15 protein-coding genes are annotated in these 14,871 nt (G+C 59.4%); 2 read left to right on the top strand and 13 right to left on the bottom strand.

Annotated features, from left to right (window positions below; genetic code table 11):
• Positions 1-41: 41 nt before the first annotated feature.
• The 13 genes from M5D89_RS09550 to M5D89_RS09610 form a co-directional block, all read right to left on the bottom strand.
• Positions 42-1,238 carry an O-succinylhomoserine sulfhydrylase gene (locus tag M5D89_RS09550; protein ID WP_248885573.1) on the bottom strand — a complete coding sequence of 399 codons (1,197 nt, stop codon included), beginning with the start codon at positions 1,236-1,238 and terminating at the stop codon, positions 42-44.
• Positions 1,238-2,680, bottom strand: a complete 1,443-nt coding sequence (purF, locus tag M5D89_RS09555) for an amidophosphoribosyltransferase (RefSeq protein WP_248885574.1) — start codon at positions 2,678-2,680, stop codon at positions 1,238-1,240. Before purF ends, M5D89_RS09550 begins: the two co-directional genes overlap by 1 nt.
• Complete coding sequence (locus M5D89_RS09560; RefSeq protein ID WP_248885575.1) at positions 2,646-3,164, bottom strand: CvpA family protein; 519 nt, start codon at positions 3,162-3,164, stop codon at positions 2,646-2,648. Before M5D89_RS09560 ends, purF begins: the two co-directional genes overlap by 35 nt.
• Positions 3,161-4,444 carry a bifunctional folylpolyglutamate synthase/dihydrofolate synthase gene (locus tag M5D89_RS09565; protein WP_248885576.1) on the bottom strand — a complete coding sequence of 428 codons (1,284 nt, stop codon included), beginning with the start codon at positions 4,442-4,444 and terminating at the stop codon, positions 3,161-3,163. Before M5D89_RS09565 ends, M5D89_RS09560 begins: the two co-directional genes overlap by 4 nt.
• A 7-nt stretch (positions 4,445-4,451) precedes the next feature.
• A complete protein-coding gene (gene accD, locus M5D89_RS09570) occupies positions 4,452-5,333 on the bottom strand; it encodes an acetyl-CoA carboxylase, carboxyltransferase subunit beta (protein WP_248885577.1) in 882 nt (293 codons plus the stop codon).
• Positions 5,330-6,142 carry a tryptophan synthase subunit alpha gene (gene trpA / locus M5D89_RS09575; protein WP_248885578.1) on the bottom strand — a complete coding sequence of 271 codons (813 nt, stop codon included), beginning with the start codon at positions 6,140-6,142 and terminating at the stop codon, positions 5,330-5,332. The genes accD and trpA overlap by 4 nt, the downstream gene beginning before the upstream one ends.
• A complete protein-coding gene (gene trpB / locus M5D89_RS09580) occupies positions 6,139-7,338 on the bottom strand; it encodes a tryptophan synthase subunit beta (protein WP_248885579.1) in 1,200 nt (399 codons plus the stop codon). The genes trpA and trpB overlap by 4 nt, the downstream gene beginning before the upstream one ends.
• 3 nt (positions 7,339-7,341) lie before the next feature.
• Complete coding sequence (locus M5D89_RS09585) at positions 7,342-7,965, bottom strand: phosphoribosylanthranilate isomerase (protein WP_248885580.1); 624 nt, start codon at positions 7,963-7,965, stop codon at positions 7,342-7,344.
• A gap of 31 nt (positions 7,966-7,996) precedes the next feature.
• A complete protein-coding gene (gene truA, locus M5D89_RS09590) occupies positions 7,997-8,785 on the bottom strand; it encodes a tRNA pseudouridine(38-40) synthase TruA (RefSeq protein ID WP_248885581.1) in 789 nt (262 codons plus the stop codon).
• Between the two features lie 14 nt (positions 8,786-8,799).
• Positions 8,800-11,013, bottom strand: a complete 2,214-nt coding sequence (locus M5D89_RS09595) for a motility hub landmark protein FimV (RefSeq protein WP_248885582.1) — start codon at positions 11,011-11,013, stop codon at positions 8,800-8,802.
• A gap of 68 nt (positions 11,014-11,081) precedes the next feature.
• Complete coding sequence (locus M5D89_RS09600; RefSeq protein WP_248885583.1) at positions 11,082-12,104, bottom strand: aspartate-semialdehyde dehydrogenase; 1,023 nt, start codon at positions 12,102-12,104, stop codon at positions 11,082-11,084.
• A gap of 3 nt (positions 12,105-12,107) precedes the next feature.
• Complete coding sequence (leuB, locus tag M5D89_RS09605) at positions 12,108-13,184, bottom strand: 3-isopropylmalate dehydrogenase (protein ID WP_248885584.1); 1,077 nt, start codon at positions 13,182-13,184, stop codon at positions 12,108-12,110.
• Positions 13,181-13,696: a hypothetical protein gene (locus M5D89_RS09610; protein WP_248885585.1), complete on the bottom strand. Its 516-nt coding sequence runs from the start codon at positions 13,694-13,696 to the stop codon at positions 13,181-13,183. The genes leuB and M5D89_RS09610 overlap by 4 nt, the downstream gene beginning before the upstream one ends.
• 101 nt (positions 13,697-13,797) lie before the next feature.
• On the opposite strand from M5D89_RS09610, the gene mobA reads away from it, so the two are divergent.
• Entirely contained in the window at positions 13,798-14,388 is a 591-nt protein-coding gene (gene mobA, locus M5D89_RS09615; RefSeq protein ID WP_248885586.1) for a molybdenum cofactor guanylyltransferase MobA, read from the top strand.
• On the top strand, positions 14,382-14,867 hold the full coding sequence (gene mobB, locus M5D89_RS09620; protein ID WP_346347714.1) for a molybdopterin-guanine dinucleotide biosynthesis protein B: 486 nt from the start codon (positions 14,382-14,384) through the stop codon (positions 14,865-14,867). The genes mobA and mobB overlap by 7 nt, the downstream gene beginning before the upstream one ends.
• Positions 14,868-14,871 lie beyond the last annotated feature (4 nt).

Below are 14,871 nucleotides of genomic sequence, written 5' to 3' on the forward strand. Positions count from 1 at the left end.
CTCCCCATGAGCCACTCCCTTTTTGAGCATAGCGTAAAATGTCAGCGCGGTAAGCCAGCCAGTCCGCGCTGTAGGTCCTCCCGCAGATCGTCGACATGCTCCAGGCCAACACTCAAACGCAATAGGCCATCCTGGATCCCTGCGGCAGCACGCTCCTCAGCACTGACCCGACTATGGGTGGTACTCGCCGGGTGGGTGATCGTGCTTTTGGCGTCGCCGAGGTTCGCCGTCCGGGAAAAAATCTGCAGACGATCCATCAACGCCCAAGCTGCCGTCTGCCCACCGCGCAGCACAAAGGACAGAATTCCGCCGGGCAGGCGCTGTTGCTTGCGCACCAGCAGCGCTTGGGGATGGGTCGGAAGGCCGGGATAGTAGACCGCCTCCACCTCGGGCAGATCTTGTAGCCAGGTAGCCAATGCTGCTGCATTGGCGCAGTGGCGCTCCATGCGCAGGGCAAGGGTTTCCAGGCCTTTCAGCTGAATCCAGGCATTGAAGGGACTGAGACTCGGGCCCGCGGTGCGGAGGAAGCCGCGCGGCCCGTCCATAAGTTCGCGTCGACCACAGACCGCGCCGCCCAAGGTTCGACCCTGGCCATCGATGTATTTGGTGTTGGAGTGCAGGACGAGATCCGCACCCCAACGAATCGGCTGCTGCAAGATCGGAGTACAGAAGCAGTTGTCGACTACCAGCAGCGCATTGTGGGCATGCGCCAATTTGGCCAGTGCCTCCAGATCGCCCAGCTCGGTCATCGGATTGGAAGGTGTCTCCAGAAATAATATGCGCGTGTTCGGGCGGATCGCAGCCTCCCAAGCCGCCAGATCCGTGAGGGGAACAAAACTGGTCTCGACCGCAAAACGGGCCAGAACTTTCTGCAGCAACTGCACCGTGGTGCCAAACAGGGAACGAGAAGCAACGATATGATCCCCCGCCTGCAATGTGCCCATGAAGGCAGTGAGGCAGGCCGCCATGCCGGAGGCCGTGGCAATGCAGTCCTCCGCACCTTCCAGAGCCGCCAGACGCTCCTCGAGAATGCGGGTGGTGGGATTGGTGAAACGGGCATAGATGTTCCCTGGCTCACGGCCAGCAAAACGTTCTGCAGCCTCCTCCGCGGAGGCAAAGACAAAACTTGAGGTGGGGAAGATGGCCTCGGAATGTTCCTGCTCCGCCGTACGATGGATCCCGGCCCGAATCGCCAGGGTCTCTGGGTGTAGTCGGGTCAACCAATCCTCATCTTTCATCAGAGCTCCTTCAAGAGATGCAGTTGGTGCCCCACCCCCGGCCTTGCCACGGGAATGGGGTAATTGTCACTGAAACAGGCATCACAGAATCCCAGTTCGCGGCTCCCTACGGCCTCATAGAGGGCGTCGATACTCAGATAGCCCAGGCTGTCCGCCCCGATCATCTTGCAAATCTCTTCGATGCTATGCTGCGCGGCAATGAGCTGTGCTCGGTCCGGGGTATCGATCCCGTAGTAGCAAGGCCCGGTAGTGGGCGGCGAACTCGATAGAAAATGAATCTCCCGCGCCCCTGCAGCCCGCACCAAATGCACGATCTTGGCACTGGTCGTACCCCGCACGATCGAGTCGTCCACCAAAATCACCCGCTTACCCTTAAGGATCTCCGGCTGGGCGTTGAGTTTGACCCGTACGCCAAAGTCCCGCCCGCGCTGTGCCGGCTGAATGAAGGTACGGCCGACATAATGGTTGCGGATCAGACCGAGCTCAAAGGGCAGACCCGAGGCCTCGGCATAACCCATAGCCGCCGCCACGCCGGAATCCGGGACTGGCACGACCATGTCGGCGTCGCGGGGATGCAATCGCGCCAACACCTTGCCAATCCGTTTGCGCGCCGAATAGACATGGATGCCATCGAGAACGCTGTCAGGACGCGCAAAATATAGGTACTCAAAGATACACATGCGCCGTGGTTTTTCCGGCAATGCCTGACGACTCTCGATACCAGTGTCAGAAATGATGACCATTTCGCCTGGCGCGACGTCGCGAACGAACTCCGCTCCCATGAGATCCAGAGCGCAGGTCTCGGAGGCGAGGACAAAGCCGCCAGAGTCAATCAGGCGCCCAAGCACCAACGGGCGAAAGCCCATCGGATCACGTACGCCAATCAAGCGGGTTTCCGTTAGGCAAACCAGGGAATAGGCGCCTGACACCTGTTCCAGCGCAGCCGCCAAGCGTTCTCCGGCATCGGTGCCCGACACCCGGGCGAGCAGATGCACAATAACTTCCGTATCCATGTCCGTATGGAAGATGGCACCATCCCGCTCCAGGCGCTGGCGCAGTTCCAGCGCATTGACGAGATTGCCATTGTGGCCCACGGCGAAGAAACCATGTCGGTAATTAATGAACACCGGTTGAGTATTCTGCAACACGGAGCCACCAGCAGTAGAATAGCGGACGTGTCCGATCGCCTGCGTGCCCGGTAACTTGCCTAATTCTTTACTGCCAAAGACATCCGCCACTCTGCCCATGCCGCGATGGCTGTGCAATCTGCCCTCTGCCGCCGCAACGATTCCTGCCGATTCTTGCCCACGATGCTGCAAGGCATAGAGACCCAAATAAGCAAGATTAGCGGCCTCGGGATGACCAAATATTCCCACCACGCCACATTCGTCATGGAAGTGATCATCCTCAAGCACTGTGGTCTGGGCCAACGGTTTTTCCACGGGTTTGGTACTCCCAATAAGACACAGCTGGTGCGGTAACGGTCTGCGCCAGAGCCTCGATACGGGTCTGACCGAGCCAAGACTGTCGCCACCAGCCTGCGTGATTCAACTGAAAACTCTGCGCCAAAAGTATCACAAGTGCGACGATTGCGGCAGCGCGCAGCAAACCAAAAACGCCGCCGACCACCCGATCTGGAATTCCGAATCCAACCCGGTACAACATCCCGCGCAGCACAAAGGACAACACCGTGGCACTGGCAAGGATGAGAAAAAACAGACTGAAATCGGCCACGGGAAGCACCCATTCCGCCGGTAGGTGGCCGTCGAGATACGGCGCCAGAAAACTCTGTCCCCAACGCCAGGCAACGTAGACCCCCCCCACCCAGCCAACGACACCAAAAAACTCGCGAATCATCCCGCGCGCCACACCCCATAGAGCGCTCAGGAGAAAGACTGCGAGTACGGCGACGTTCAACCAACTCATGCTGTGTCTCGGAACCAGCTCGGTGGCAAAGCCGCAAGCACATGAAAGGAACCAAAGCACAGCAGTAGATCATCGCTGCCTAATTCCGCAGCCAAGCGATCCAGTTGCATGGGCAAATCGTGTATCGCAATCTCACCACTGACCTGATCCGCGGGCAGAACTTTTTTGAGGGTGGCGGGGGGAGCGGCACGGGGATTATCCGGCATAGCCAGCAGCCACCAAGCACTGATCCGCTCGCGCAAGGGACCCACACTGGCGGCGAGATCCTTGTCCGCCATCATGCCCCAGCAGGCCACGACGCGCCCATCTTCGTGAGCAACGCGCGCAGCCAAGGCACGTGTCGCTTGCGGATTGTGCGCCACATCGACTATCAGCTCGGGTCCTTGTACTCCCCAGGGGCGCAGTCGCTGCCCTCGCCCAGGTAGCCAGGGCAAAAAAGTCCATTGTGTAGGCGCAGGCCAAGCCAGCGGAAATCGTTCGCGCAGGCAATGGAGCGCCGCCAACGCCAGGGCAAGATTGTTGCGCTGTGCCGCGCTGCTGATGACAGGGACTGGCGCTGGGAAGGCGTTGCCATTGCCTCGCCAATTGCCATCGGGCTCTAGATCGAAATCGCGCCCGAGCAGAAACAAAGGTGCCTCGAGTTGTTCGGCGGCCGCAAGAACGCTCTGGCAAGGCGCAGCGCGATCGCCATAGAATACCGGCCGCTGACGACGGATGATGCCTGCTTTTTCTGCACCGATATGTTCTCGATCTGGACCGAGAAGTGCTTGATGATCCAAATCGATAGAACTGATGATGGCGATGGTGGAATCCACGGCATTCACGGCATCCAGCCGCCCACCCAACCCCACCTCGAGAATGGCGATGTCTGGTTGTGCTTCCAGACACAACATCAGTGCAGCAAGAGTGCTTGCCTCAAAATAGGTCAGGGGGATCTCTTCTGCAACTGGCCCGAGGAGACGCAGTTTCTCCATCCATGCCGTATCGCTGAACGGGTTGCCATCAAAGCGTAACCGTTCAGCGAAGGCCCAGATATGCGGACTGGTATAGGCAGCAGAATGGTGGCCGGCCTGTTGGAACAGCGCTTCCAGATAGGCAACGACGGAGCCCTTGCCGTTGGTCCCCGCTACGGTAATGACCGGAAACGGCAATTCCGCTGGAATATCGAGGCGCGTCATTGCGGCCCGCACCCTCGCCAAACCCAGCTCGATACGCTGCGCAGGTCCAGCCAAGTGAAGCAGCAGAGATTCCGCGTCGGCCGCTTCGAGCTCGGAAATCATGCGTCCGTCAGCTGGCGCGCTCAGCCTGCATCAGGATACCGATTTGGCAAGCGATGCGGGAACGGAGCTGGCGGCGATCCACAATCTGGTCAATAGCACCATGTTCAAGCAGATATTCCGAACGCTGAAATCCCTCCGGGAGTTTTTCGCGAATGGTTTGCTCGATCACCCGCGGCCCGGCAAAGCCAATCAGGGCATTGGGCTCGGCAATCAGAATGTCGCCGAGGGTGGCCAGGCTGGCGGAGACACCCCCCATGGTCGGGTCGGTCAGCACCGAAATATAGGGAACCCGCGCCTTGGCTAGGCGCTCGATTGCGGCTGCGGTCTTTGCCATCTGCAAGAGCGAAAGCAAACCCTCCTGCATACGTGCGCCACCGCTGGCGCTGAAACAGACCAAGGGGCAGCGCTCGACCAGGGCGGTCTCTGCGGCCTTCACAAAGCGCGCCCCTACCACGGAGCCCATACTACCGCCCATGAACTCAAAGGCAAAAGCGGCGGCGACCACCGGCTGCCCCTGCAGCAGGCCACGCATGGCTACCAGGGCATCTTTCTCGCCGGATTTACTCTGCGCCTCTTGAATTCGCTCCTTATAGCGTTTCTGATCCTTGAAGCGCAGCGGGTCTACGGGGAGTAAATCCGCGCCAAGCTCCAAACGTGGTTCGGGATCTAGGAAGTAGTCAAGGCGTTGCCGCACCGTCAGGCGGTGATGATGGCCACAATGCGGGCAGACCTGCAGATTTTCCTCCAACTCGGTGCGGTACAGCACGACCTGGCAGGTAGGACATTTGGACCACAATCCCTCTGGCACCGAGCGCTTATTCTCCGCCGGTTCCGCTTCGGCAACTTTCTTATTGATCTTGGGCGGCAAAACCCGGCTGAACCAATTCATACCTTTCGCTCCGCATAGAGGGCTTTACGAATCGGCACGAGAAACTCCATCACTAGGCGCTCTGCATCCGCATCATCCGTCGCCTGCTGCAAGCGCTGCACCAAGGCCGAGCCAATTACCACTGCGTCTGCGCCCTTTCCCAGTCGCTGTGCCGTAGTCGCATCACGAATCCCAAAACCGATCGCAACCGGCATGGCCAGTTCCTGCCGCAGTTGCGCTACCCGCGCGAGCACGGCGTCCCAATCTTGCTGCTGCGCCCCCGTAATACCGCGCAGAGAGACATAGTAGACAAAGCCAGACCCCAAGCGTTTGACGGCTGCTACCCGCTGCGACCCACTAGTTGGCGCCAACAGAAAAATGGGATCGACCCCTGCCGCGCGCAGCTGCGCACTGCCCTCTTCTGCTTCCTCCGGCGTCATGTCCACCAGAATGACACCATCCACCCCAACGTCTGCAGCTTCCTGGGCAAAGCGCTGCATCCCCAGCGTCTCGACCGGGTTCAGATACCCCATGAGGATGATCGGCGTCGTGTCATTCTGTTGGCGGAATTCCCGCACCCACTGCAGCACGTGCAGCAGCGACACACCACGCCGCAGCGCCCGCTCACTGGAGCCCTGAATCACGGCGCCATCCGCCATCGGATCGGAAAAAGGCACACCCAACTCGATCGCGTCGGCACCAGCCCTTACCATGGCATGTAACAAGGAAACCACACCACTGGTACTGGGGTCGCCTGCGGTAATGAAGGGTATCAAGGCACTGCGCTTTGTCTCGTGGAGAGCAGCGAACAACCCTGTCAGACGACTCATAGATGGATCCCTTCCAGCGCCGCAACCGTATGAATATCTTTGTCTCCCCGCCCGGAGAGATTGACGATGATACTTTGCTCGGGGCGCATGGTGGGAGCGAGTTGAAAGGCATAGGCCAGAGCATGAGAGGTTTCCAAGGCGGGAATGATGCCCTCGACTCGACTGAGGCGATGAAAGGCGGCCAGCGCCTCGTCATCCGTGACCGCCACATATTCGGCCCGCCCCGTATCCTTGAGATAGGCATGTTCGGGCCCCACACCGGGGTAGTCGAGACCGGCAGAAATGGAATGGGTGGCCTCGATCTGGCCATTTTCATCCGCCATCAGATAGGTACGGTTACCGTGCAGCACACCCGGTCGCCCGACACTAAGTGGCGCTGCATGCTGACCCGTGTTCAAACCAAGCCCTGCAGCCTCCACGCCCACCAGACGCACCGCGCCATCATCAATAAACGGGTAAAACAAACCCAGAGCGTTGCTCCCGCCGCCAACACAAGCGATGCAAGCATCGGGTAAACGGCCCGTAAGCTCCAAGCACTGGGCGCGCGCCTCATCGCCGATCACACGATGGAAGTTGCGCACCATCTGCGGATAAGGATGGGGCCCCGCTACCGTACCGATGATGTAGAAGGTATCTTCCACATTACTGACCCAATCGCGCAAGGCTTCATTGAGGGCGTCCTTGAGGGTACGCGAACCACTGCGGACGGGCTCCACCGTAGCCCCAAGCAGCCGCATACGATAGACATTGCTCGACTGACGCTGGATATCTTCCTCGCCCATGTACACGACACAGTCCATGCCATAGCGCGTCGCGACGGTCGCGGTGGCGACGCCGTGCTGCCCCGCCCCTGTTTCCGCAATCAGCCGTCGCTTTCCCATGCGCTTTGCCAGCAACGCCTGACCCACGGCGTTATTGATCTTGTGCGCACCGGTGTGATTGAGATCTTCGCGTTTCAGATAGATTTGTGCCCCACCCAGTTCAGACGACAAACGTTGGGCGTGATAGAGCGGGTTCGGTCGGCCAACGAACTGCCGCAATTCGCTGTGTAGCTCCGCCTGAAACTCGGGATCCTTCTGGGCTGCAGCATAGGCCTGCTGCAATTCATCCAGAGCGGGAATCAAGGTCTCAGCAACGAAGCGACCGCCGTAAACCCCAAAGTGCCCTCGTTCATCGGGTTGTTGATAGATCCCCATCCCCTATGCCTCTCCTACCCCACGGGCCTGTGCAATGAAGTGTTCTATTTTGCCACGATCCTTGCGCCCTGGCGAAATCTCCACGCCGCTACTGACATCCACCGCATAAGGATGAGCGACGGCCACCGCCGTCGCGACAGTATCCGGTCGCAGGCCACCCGCGAGAATCAAAGGCATGTCAAGATCTTGCGGCAAATGCCACCAGGAAAAGCTCTGGCCCGAGCCGCCATAGACCCGGTCATCGCGCTTATCCAAGAGGAGCCCCTGCGCCGTGGCATAGCGATCACGCCAAGGACGCAAATCGCACTCTCCGTTTACCCGCACGACCTTGAGATAAGGGCGGTGGAACCGCTTACAAAAATCCTCGGGTTCATCTCCATGAAATTGCAGGAGATCCAGGGCACAGGATCGCAGTATCCCTTCCACCCAGGATGCCTCGGGATTGACGAAAAGCCCCACCCGAGTGACAAAGGGAGGCAACGCGGCAAGGATCTGCTGCGCTGTTTCTGCAGGCACATTGCGCGGACTGGGCGAGTAGAATACCAAACCAATCGCATCTGCGCCGGCGGTTGCAGCCGCCAGAGCATCTGTCACCGAGGTAATGCCGCAGATCTTTACCCTTAGCACGAATTTCCTCTCCAAAATCCCCGCAGGATCGTCATGGAAACATACCAGAGCAACTGGGGATTGGGTAATTGCTGGGATAGGAAACGGAATAAAAATACAGCCCATCTGGCGGTGCCGTAGTACCGGCAAGGCGTCGATCACGACTGGTCAAGACCTCCCCTACCCACTCTGGCGAACGCTCCCCTCGCCCAACGAAGAGTAACGTACCCATCAGATTGCGGACCATGTGGTGCAAAAATGCATTGGCCTCTACGGTGACAATCAGGAGATCACCGCGACGCTCAATGTCCAATCGCCGCAACGTACGCACCGGACTCTTTGCCTGGCAAGCCGCGGCACGAAAAGCAGAAAAATCATGGGTGCCCAGTAACAGCTGCGCAGCATCTTGCATACGTTGTTCATCAAGAGTCTGCGGTATCCAGGTTGCCCGACCGGCTGCCAACGCGGGGCGTTCGGCTCGATTGACAATCAGGTAACGATAGCTACGACCGGTAGCCGAGAATCGAGCATGAAAATCCGCTGGGACGGGCCTCGCCCACCGGACACTGATCGCGCGCGGAAGAAAGCGGTTGGTGCCACGCACCCAAGCAAGCGCCGATCGAACAACGGGTGTATCGAAATGCGCCACCTGGCAAAGCGCGTGCACACCGGCATCGGTGCGCCCTGCCACGGTTAGGCGGATGGGTCGATCGGCTACCGCCGCCAAGGCATCTTCTAAGGCACCTTGGATAGTGGGAGGCCCATCTTGCAGCTGCCAACCGCAAAAATGGGCCCCATCATACTCGACGCCAAGGGCCCAGCGTTGTTCTTCAGAGCCCATCTGCGTTGTTTAGCTCACAGGCCGGCGACCAGCTTTTCCGCCTCGCTCTGCTGCTCGGGATTACCGTCGCGCCGAATTTCCTCCAGCAATTCCCGCGCCGCGTCGCCATCACCCATCTCGACATAGGCCTTGGCCAGGTCGAGCTTCGTACCGATGGCGTCCCAATCCGCAGCGGTGGCAAGAGTTGCGGCTGCGGGTACTGCAACGCCAAGTTCCGTCTCCATCCGGTGCTCTGCAGGCGCCGTCTCCGCCATGGATGCAGGCTCCTCACTGGCGAGACTCAATCCCGGCTCTGATCCTTCATCCAGAGCGCGGAACTGCTCATTCACGTCCTCCAGCATCTTGCGATGGGCATCCGTCCAAGCGGGTTCTTCTTCACTCTGAACCGGCTCCTCCTGATGTCCCCAGGAGCCAAAATCGAAATCCAGTTTTTCCGGCTCAACCTCTTGTTCGTCGGCTTCCGAGGCGGCCTCTGGCACTGTCACTGCTGGGCTTTCTGCCGTCGAACTGCTTTCAGGCACCGCCGTTTCTTCCAAGAATAAGGCATTACTGGGGAATAGTTCGCGCCCCTTGCCCGCAATTTCTTGCCACTCGGCATTGTTTGGACCGAAGCGACTACGCATCCGTTCGGCCAGATCCAGAAAATCACCGCGCCGATCCGCATCTGCATACAGACCCAACAGACGAACATAAACTTCGCGCCGTCGCGGATTGACCTCCAACGCCTCTTGCAAGACATTCATGGCCTGTTCCGTCTTGCCATACGTCTGGTAGAGGTCGGCCTGCTCTAGGGGATCGACTTCAAAACTATCGCGATCATCGTCCTCATCAACATCCGCCGCAGCTGCCACTGGGGTAGAGCCGATGCCTGATGCCACAGCAGGTGAACTGACGATTGCTGGCTCCGATACGTCAGCATCCGCCACGGGCTTGGGCGTGATTGTTGGTTCCATTGCGGGAACGGGGATGGGCGTCGCTATGGGCGCCGGAGCTGGAGCCGGGGCAGGCGCCCGGGCCGCAGTTCCGAGAGTCGTGAGCTTGGAGGAGATTTCTCTTTGCCGGGCCGCAGCCTGCTCCTGACGCCGATACATCCACACGAAGAGCAGAAGTAGCAGCAGATTCCCGCCCAGAGATACCCACAGCAGCGGCGGAAAGCTTGTCGAACCCGTATCTCGCGACATCTTGGCAATTTGCATCGCCTGCGACGCCAATTGTTGCTGCGCCACGGAGAGACGTGCCTCTACCCCCTGCAAGGTATGTTGCAGATTATCGATTTTTGCCTGGTCCGCAGGGGCGACTACCGGCGCAGCGCTCACGGCTGGCGTCACGGCAGAGGTAGCGACAGCCGTCTTTGCCGCAGAAACGGCTGGTGCACTGGTCAAGCTCAATGCCGTTGCAACACCACTGGGGCTCGCCGGAGACGGAGCTGAAGGTGCCGAGCTTGCCGATGCGGTCGCCGGCGTCGGCGCCGCTGTGCTTGCAGTCGCCGCCCCGGTCTGTTCCTTCCGATGCAGGAGTGTCGCCGCCTGCATGGGGCTCAATGCCTCTACCTCGCGAATGCCCGGGACTCGCAGTACCACACCGGCGAGGAGCCTGGATGGGTCGCCTTGCAGAAAGGCGGCAGGATTGGCCTTGAACAGCGCCGCCATGGCCTGTTGCTGGCTAAGCCGGGGATTCTGGTTGAGTTGTTGAGCGATTTGATACAGCGAGGCACCGGCAGGCACGGGGCCGTAGTGTGCCCGATTGGTCCAGCCATTACTGCTAGGTGCTGGTGCCTGAGGCATTTGGGCATTGCTCGCGACCGCCGCAGGCGTTGCCAGCGCCGTTCTCTTCGGCACGTTGTAGGCGCCGGGATAGGCCTGATATTCCCGCACCATCTGTCCGCCGGCCCAATCCAATTGCACCAGAAATGGGGTAGCGCCTGGGGCAAGCGGCGTCGAACTGCTGATCAGAATGGCTGGATTATCCCCAGGGCGAACAGAGAACTGCCAGTTCTGTGTTGCCTGCGCCACGGGCAGATGAATCATTGCGTAAGCGGAAGGATCTGCCAGTTGCGCTTCCAGCCCTGCCAGTTGCTTCGGATGCGCACTGTGAATCGGGATTTCTGCCTGGAAGGGCTCCCCTGGACCAGAAAGGACTACGAGATTTCCCAGACCAATGGCCTGCGCCACACCTGGCAGCACCAGCCCCAAGGAAAGCAGTGTCTGCACCCAGTCTTTTCTATTCATCCTTCTCCCCTTCCGGCAATGAGCAAGATTGCAGATGACAGCAATGCTGCCAAACAATCTTCACGGCCCTATAGATAGTCGCGAATCAAGATCTCTGCAATCTGCACGCTATTCAGCGCAGCCCCTTTTCGGATGTTGTCTGCCACTACCCAAAAATTCAGCCCCTGCGGGTGACTGCAATCCTCGCGGATCCGCCCCACCCAGGTCTGATCTTTCCCCGCTGCATCAAGGGCAGTGGGCCAGCCCCCCGCTTCGTGCTCGTCCCATACCTGTACACCAGGCGCAGTACGCAGCAGGTCCCGCACTTGTGCGGCGCCAAGCTTCTTCTGAGTAACGACATTGACCGCTTCCGAATGCCCATAAAATACCGGTACACGAACACAGGTTGCGGTGAGCGCCAGATCTGGAATCTCGAGGATCTTGCGGCTTTCCCACAGCATTTTCATCTCTTCCTTGGTGTAGCCATTATCCTGAAACACATCGATTTGCGGCAGGCAATTGAAGGCAATCTGCTTCGGGAATACCGCAGCTGGCACTTCTTCTTGCTTGAAAATTCCCAAAGTCTGCCGACCCAGCTCCTGAATGGCACGGCTGCCGGCACCGCTCACCGCCTGATAGGTAGACACCACAACGCGTTCCAGACCCACCGCGTCCGCAATCGGCTTGAGCACCAAAAGCATCTGAATGGTCGAGCAATTGGGATTCGCGATGATGCCGCGCGTGGTGTAGTCGGCAATACGCTGCGGGTTGACTTCGGGAACGACCAAGGGAATATCTTCTTCATAGCGGTAACGGGAGGTGTTATCGATGACCACAGCCCCGGCTGCAGCGGCTTTTGGCGCATAGATTTCGCTTGCGGACGCGCCTGCGGAGAAAAGCCCGATATCAACCCCTGTCCAATCAAAGTTTGCCGCATCGCGCACCCGTACCGACTTGCCGGCAAAATCCAGCGTGCCCCCTGCAGAGCGCTCACTGGCCAACAGGATCAGTTCACTGACAGGAAAATTCCGCTCCGCCAAGATCTCGCGCATGACTTCGCCAACGGCGCCCGTTGCGCCCAGGATGGCCACCTTGTAGGCATTCTTCTTCATTCCTCAACTCCCTGCCCGCAATGCCGTCACCACTGCTTCACCCATCGCCCGGGTACCGATGATTGCTTCTCCCAGACTTGCGATATCGGCGGTACGCTTACCCTGATCGAGGACGCTCTGGACTGCAGACTCAACCCGCTCCGCCCACCGCTCCTGTTGCAAGGAATGGCGCAACATCATGGCCACCGAGAGGATGGTCGCCAAAGGATTTGCCTTGTCCTGTCCCGCAATATCTGGGGCCGAACCGTGGATGGGTTCATACATGCCACGCCCCTCGCCCAGCGAAGCCGAGGGCAACATGCCGATGGAACCGGTAAGCTGACTCGCCTCATCCGAAAGAATGTCACCGAACATATTTCCGGTGAGCAGCACATCAAACTGCATCGGATAGCGAATCAGCTGCATGGCAGCATTATCGACGTACATATGCTCCAGGCTGACTTCGGGGTATTCCTTACTGACTTCGGTTACCACTTCCCGCCACAGGCGCGTAGTTTCCAGCACATTGGCCTTATCAACGGAACAAACCTTATGCCGCCGACCCTGCGCCGCGCGAAACGCGATGTGCGCAATCCGACGAATTTCTGTTTCATCGTAGACCATGGTGTTGAACCCGCGTCGCTGCCCGTTCACAAGTTCCACGCCGCGCGGCTGACCAAAGTAAATATCGCCCGTCAGCTCACGTACAACCAGGATATCGACGTCTCGTACCAGTTCCGGACGTAACGGCGACGCCGCCAGGAGCTGTGGAAAGATCTGCGCGGGGCGCAGATTGGCATAGAGATCCAGCCCCTTACGCAAGCGCAACAGCCCCTGCTCAGGCCGCTGCGCTGGCGGCCGCGCATCCCACTTCGGTCCGCCCACCGCGCCGAGGAGGACCGCATCGGCACTTTTGGCCAGCGTCAGAGAACTCTCTGGCAGAGGGTCGTCGTGTGCATCGAGGGCCGCGCCACCGACCAGGCCTTCTTCGATTTGCAGCGGCAGATTGGCCAGTTCAGCGACCGTTTCCAGCACGGCGCGGGCAGCGGCACTGATCTCGGGACCAATACCGTCACCGGGGAAAAACGCAATTTTCTTCATTTCTGCAGGTCCTTACGATAAACAATCCGGATCACGAAGGGATTCTCCGTTCCCGGTTGGGGATTTTCTGGAATATGGGTGAAGGGATAGGTGCCAGGGCCTAAGCCATGCACGTCTTCGCTGACAATGGACTGCGCTGCAGCGGAAGCTGTCTCCGGCTTTGCGAGGCTGAAGCGCAAGCCGATCGCCTCCGGACGTTGGCGCGCAGCATCCACATACATGCGCCGGGTAATTTCACTGAAAAGTACCCGAAAAAATGCTACTAGGGTGTTCTCTGCCACTCCGCTGTCGGGATGCGCAGCGAGAAAACTCCGCGCGCTCTCCCGCGGGAGAAGTCTCAAAAAATCTGCCCGCACGACAAACTCCGACAGAGCCCGCTGCAAAGCAGGATCCTCGGGCAACTGGCCAAACCCTTGATAATGCAGGTAGAACAGAGGCGCAGGAAGAGGCAATTCCTCTACCCGCTCCTGCGGCGGTACACCAGCATCCACTACCGCGCCGCGCGGCTGCATGCCCTGCCCCTTTCCCGTCAACCAGTCCCAGATTGCCAATGCGCGCCAGCCAAACGTCCCGAAAATTGCGCAAGGATAGCACAATGACGGAGAATTCGAGCATGTCACTTCCTTCTGAATCGTTGCTGCTGCCCATTACTGGGCTGGTCCTCGCGGGCGGGGCGGGGCGGCGCATGGGTGGCGAGGACAAGGGCTGGCTGTCTTTTGCAGGGCGCCCGCTGGTGCAGCATGCCTTGCGGCCCCTGCGGTCGCATGCCCGGGAAATCCTGATCAGTGCCAACCGACACCAAGAGCGTTATGCTGCCTTGGGGTACCCGGTGCTTGCCGATGCGCAAGAGGGATTCCCCGGCCCATTGCACGGCTTGCTTGCCGGGCTGATGGTGGCGCAAGAGGATTGGATTGCCTTTGTCCCTGTTGACGCTCCCCATTTACCGCGAGATCTCCCGTTGCAACTCTGGCACCAGCGTAAGGGTGTGCCGCTGGTTCTTGCCCGGGATGAACAAAGCGTGATCCCGGTGATTGGGCTGATGCACCGGCGCCTGACTGGCTTGCTGCGTCTTTTCCTCAGCACCGGGCAAAGTCGGGCCGGTGATTTTTTCGCCCCCATTCCGCAGCACCATCTCCACCTTTCGGCGCTTGCGGCGCGTAATTGCAACAGGCCTGAGGATCTCGAGGAGTCGTTTGCGTGCTAACGTTAGGTATAATAGGATATAGCGGCGTCGGGAAAACGACCTTATTGTGTTCTTTGATTCCACATCTGCGTGCTGGCGGGTTGCGTGTCGCTGCCATTAAGGCCAGTCATCATGACGTCCGCTGGGACCAGCCTGGTAAGGACAGTTGGCGTCTGCAGGAGGCGGGTGCCGAACCGGTACTTCTAGCTGGCCCACAGCGCTGGTATCTGAACCGTGCCGCCGCACCCGGTGACTGGGAGGCCATGTTGGCCAGCCTACAGCCCCGTCCCGACCTAGTGCTGAGCGAAGGCAATCAGGACTGGCCCATTCCCCGTCTGCTGGTGCATCGCGCGGCCCTTGGCCGGGAGTTGCGCTGGAACCCTGGAGATCAGGTTCTGGCAGTGGCGAGTGATACGCCTCTGCAGCTGGACGTGCCCTGTCTGGATCTGAACGATCCATCAGCCATCGCTCAATTTATATTGCATTGGTATGGAGAGTAACCCT

Origin of the sequence: Acidithiobacillus acidisediminis (genome assembly GCF_023277115.1) — a bacterium.
In the GTDB taxonomy this organism is placed as follows: domain Bacteria; phylum Pseudomonadota; class Gammaproteobacteria; order Acidithiobacillales; family Acidithiobacillaceae; genus Igneacidithiobacillus; species Igneacidithiobacillus acidisediminis.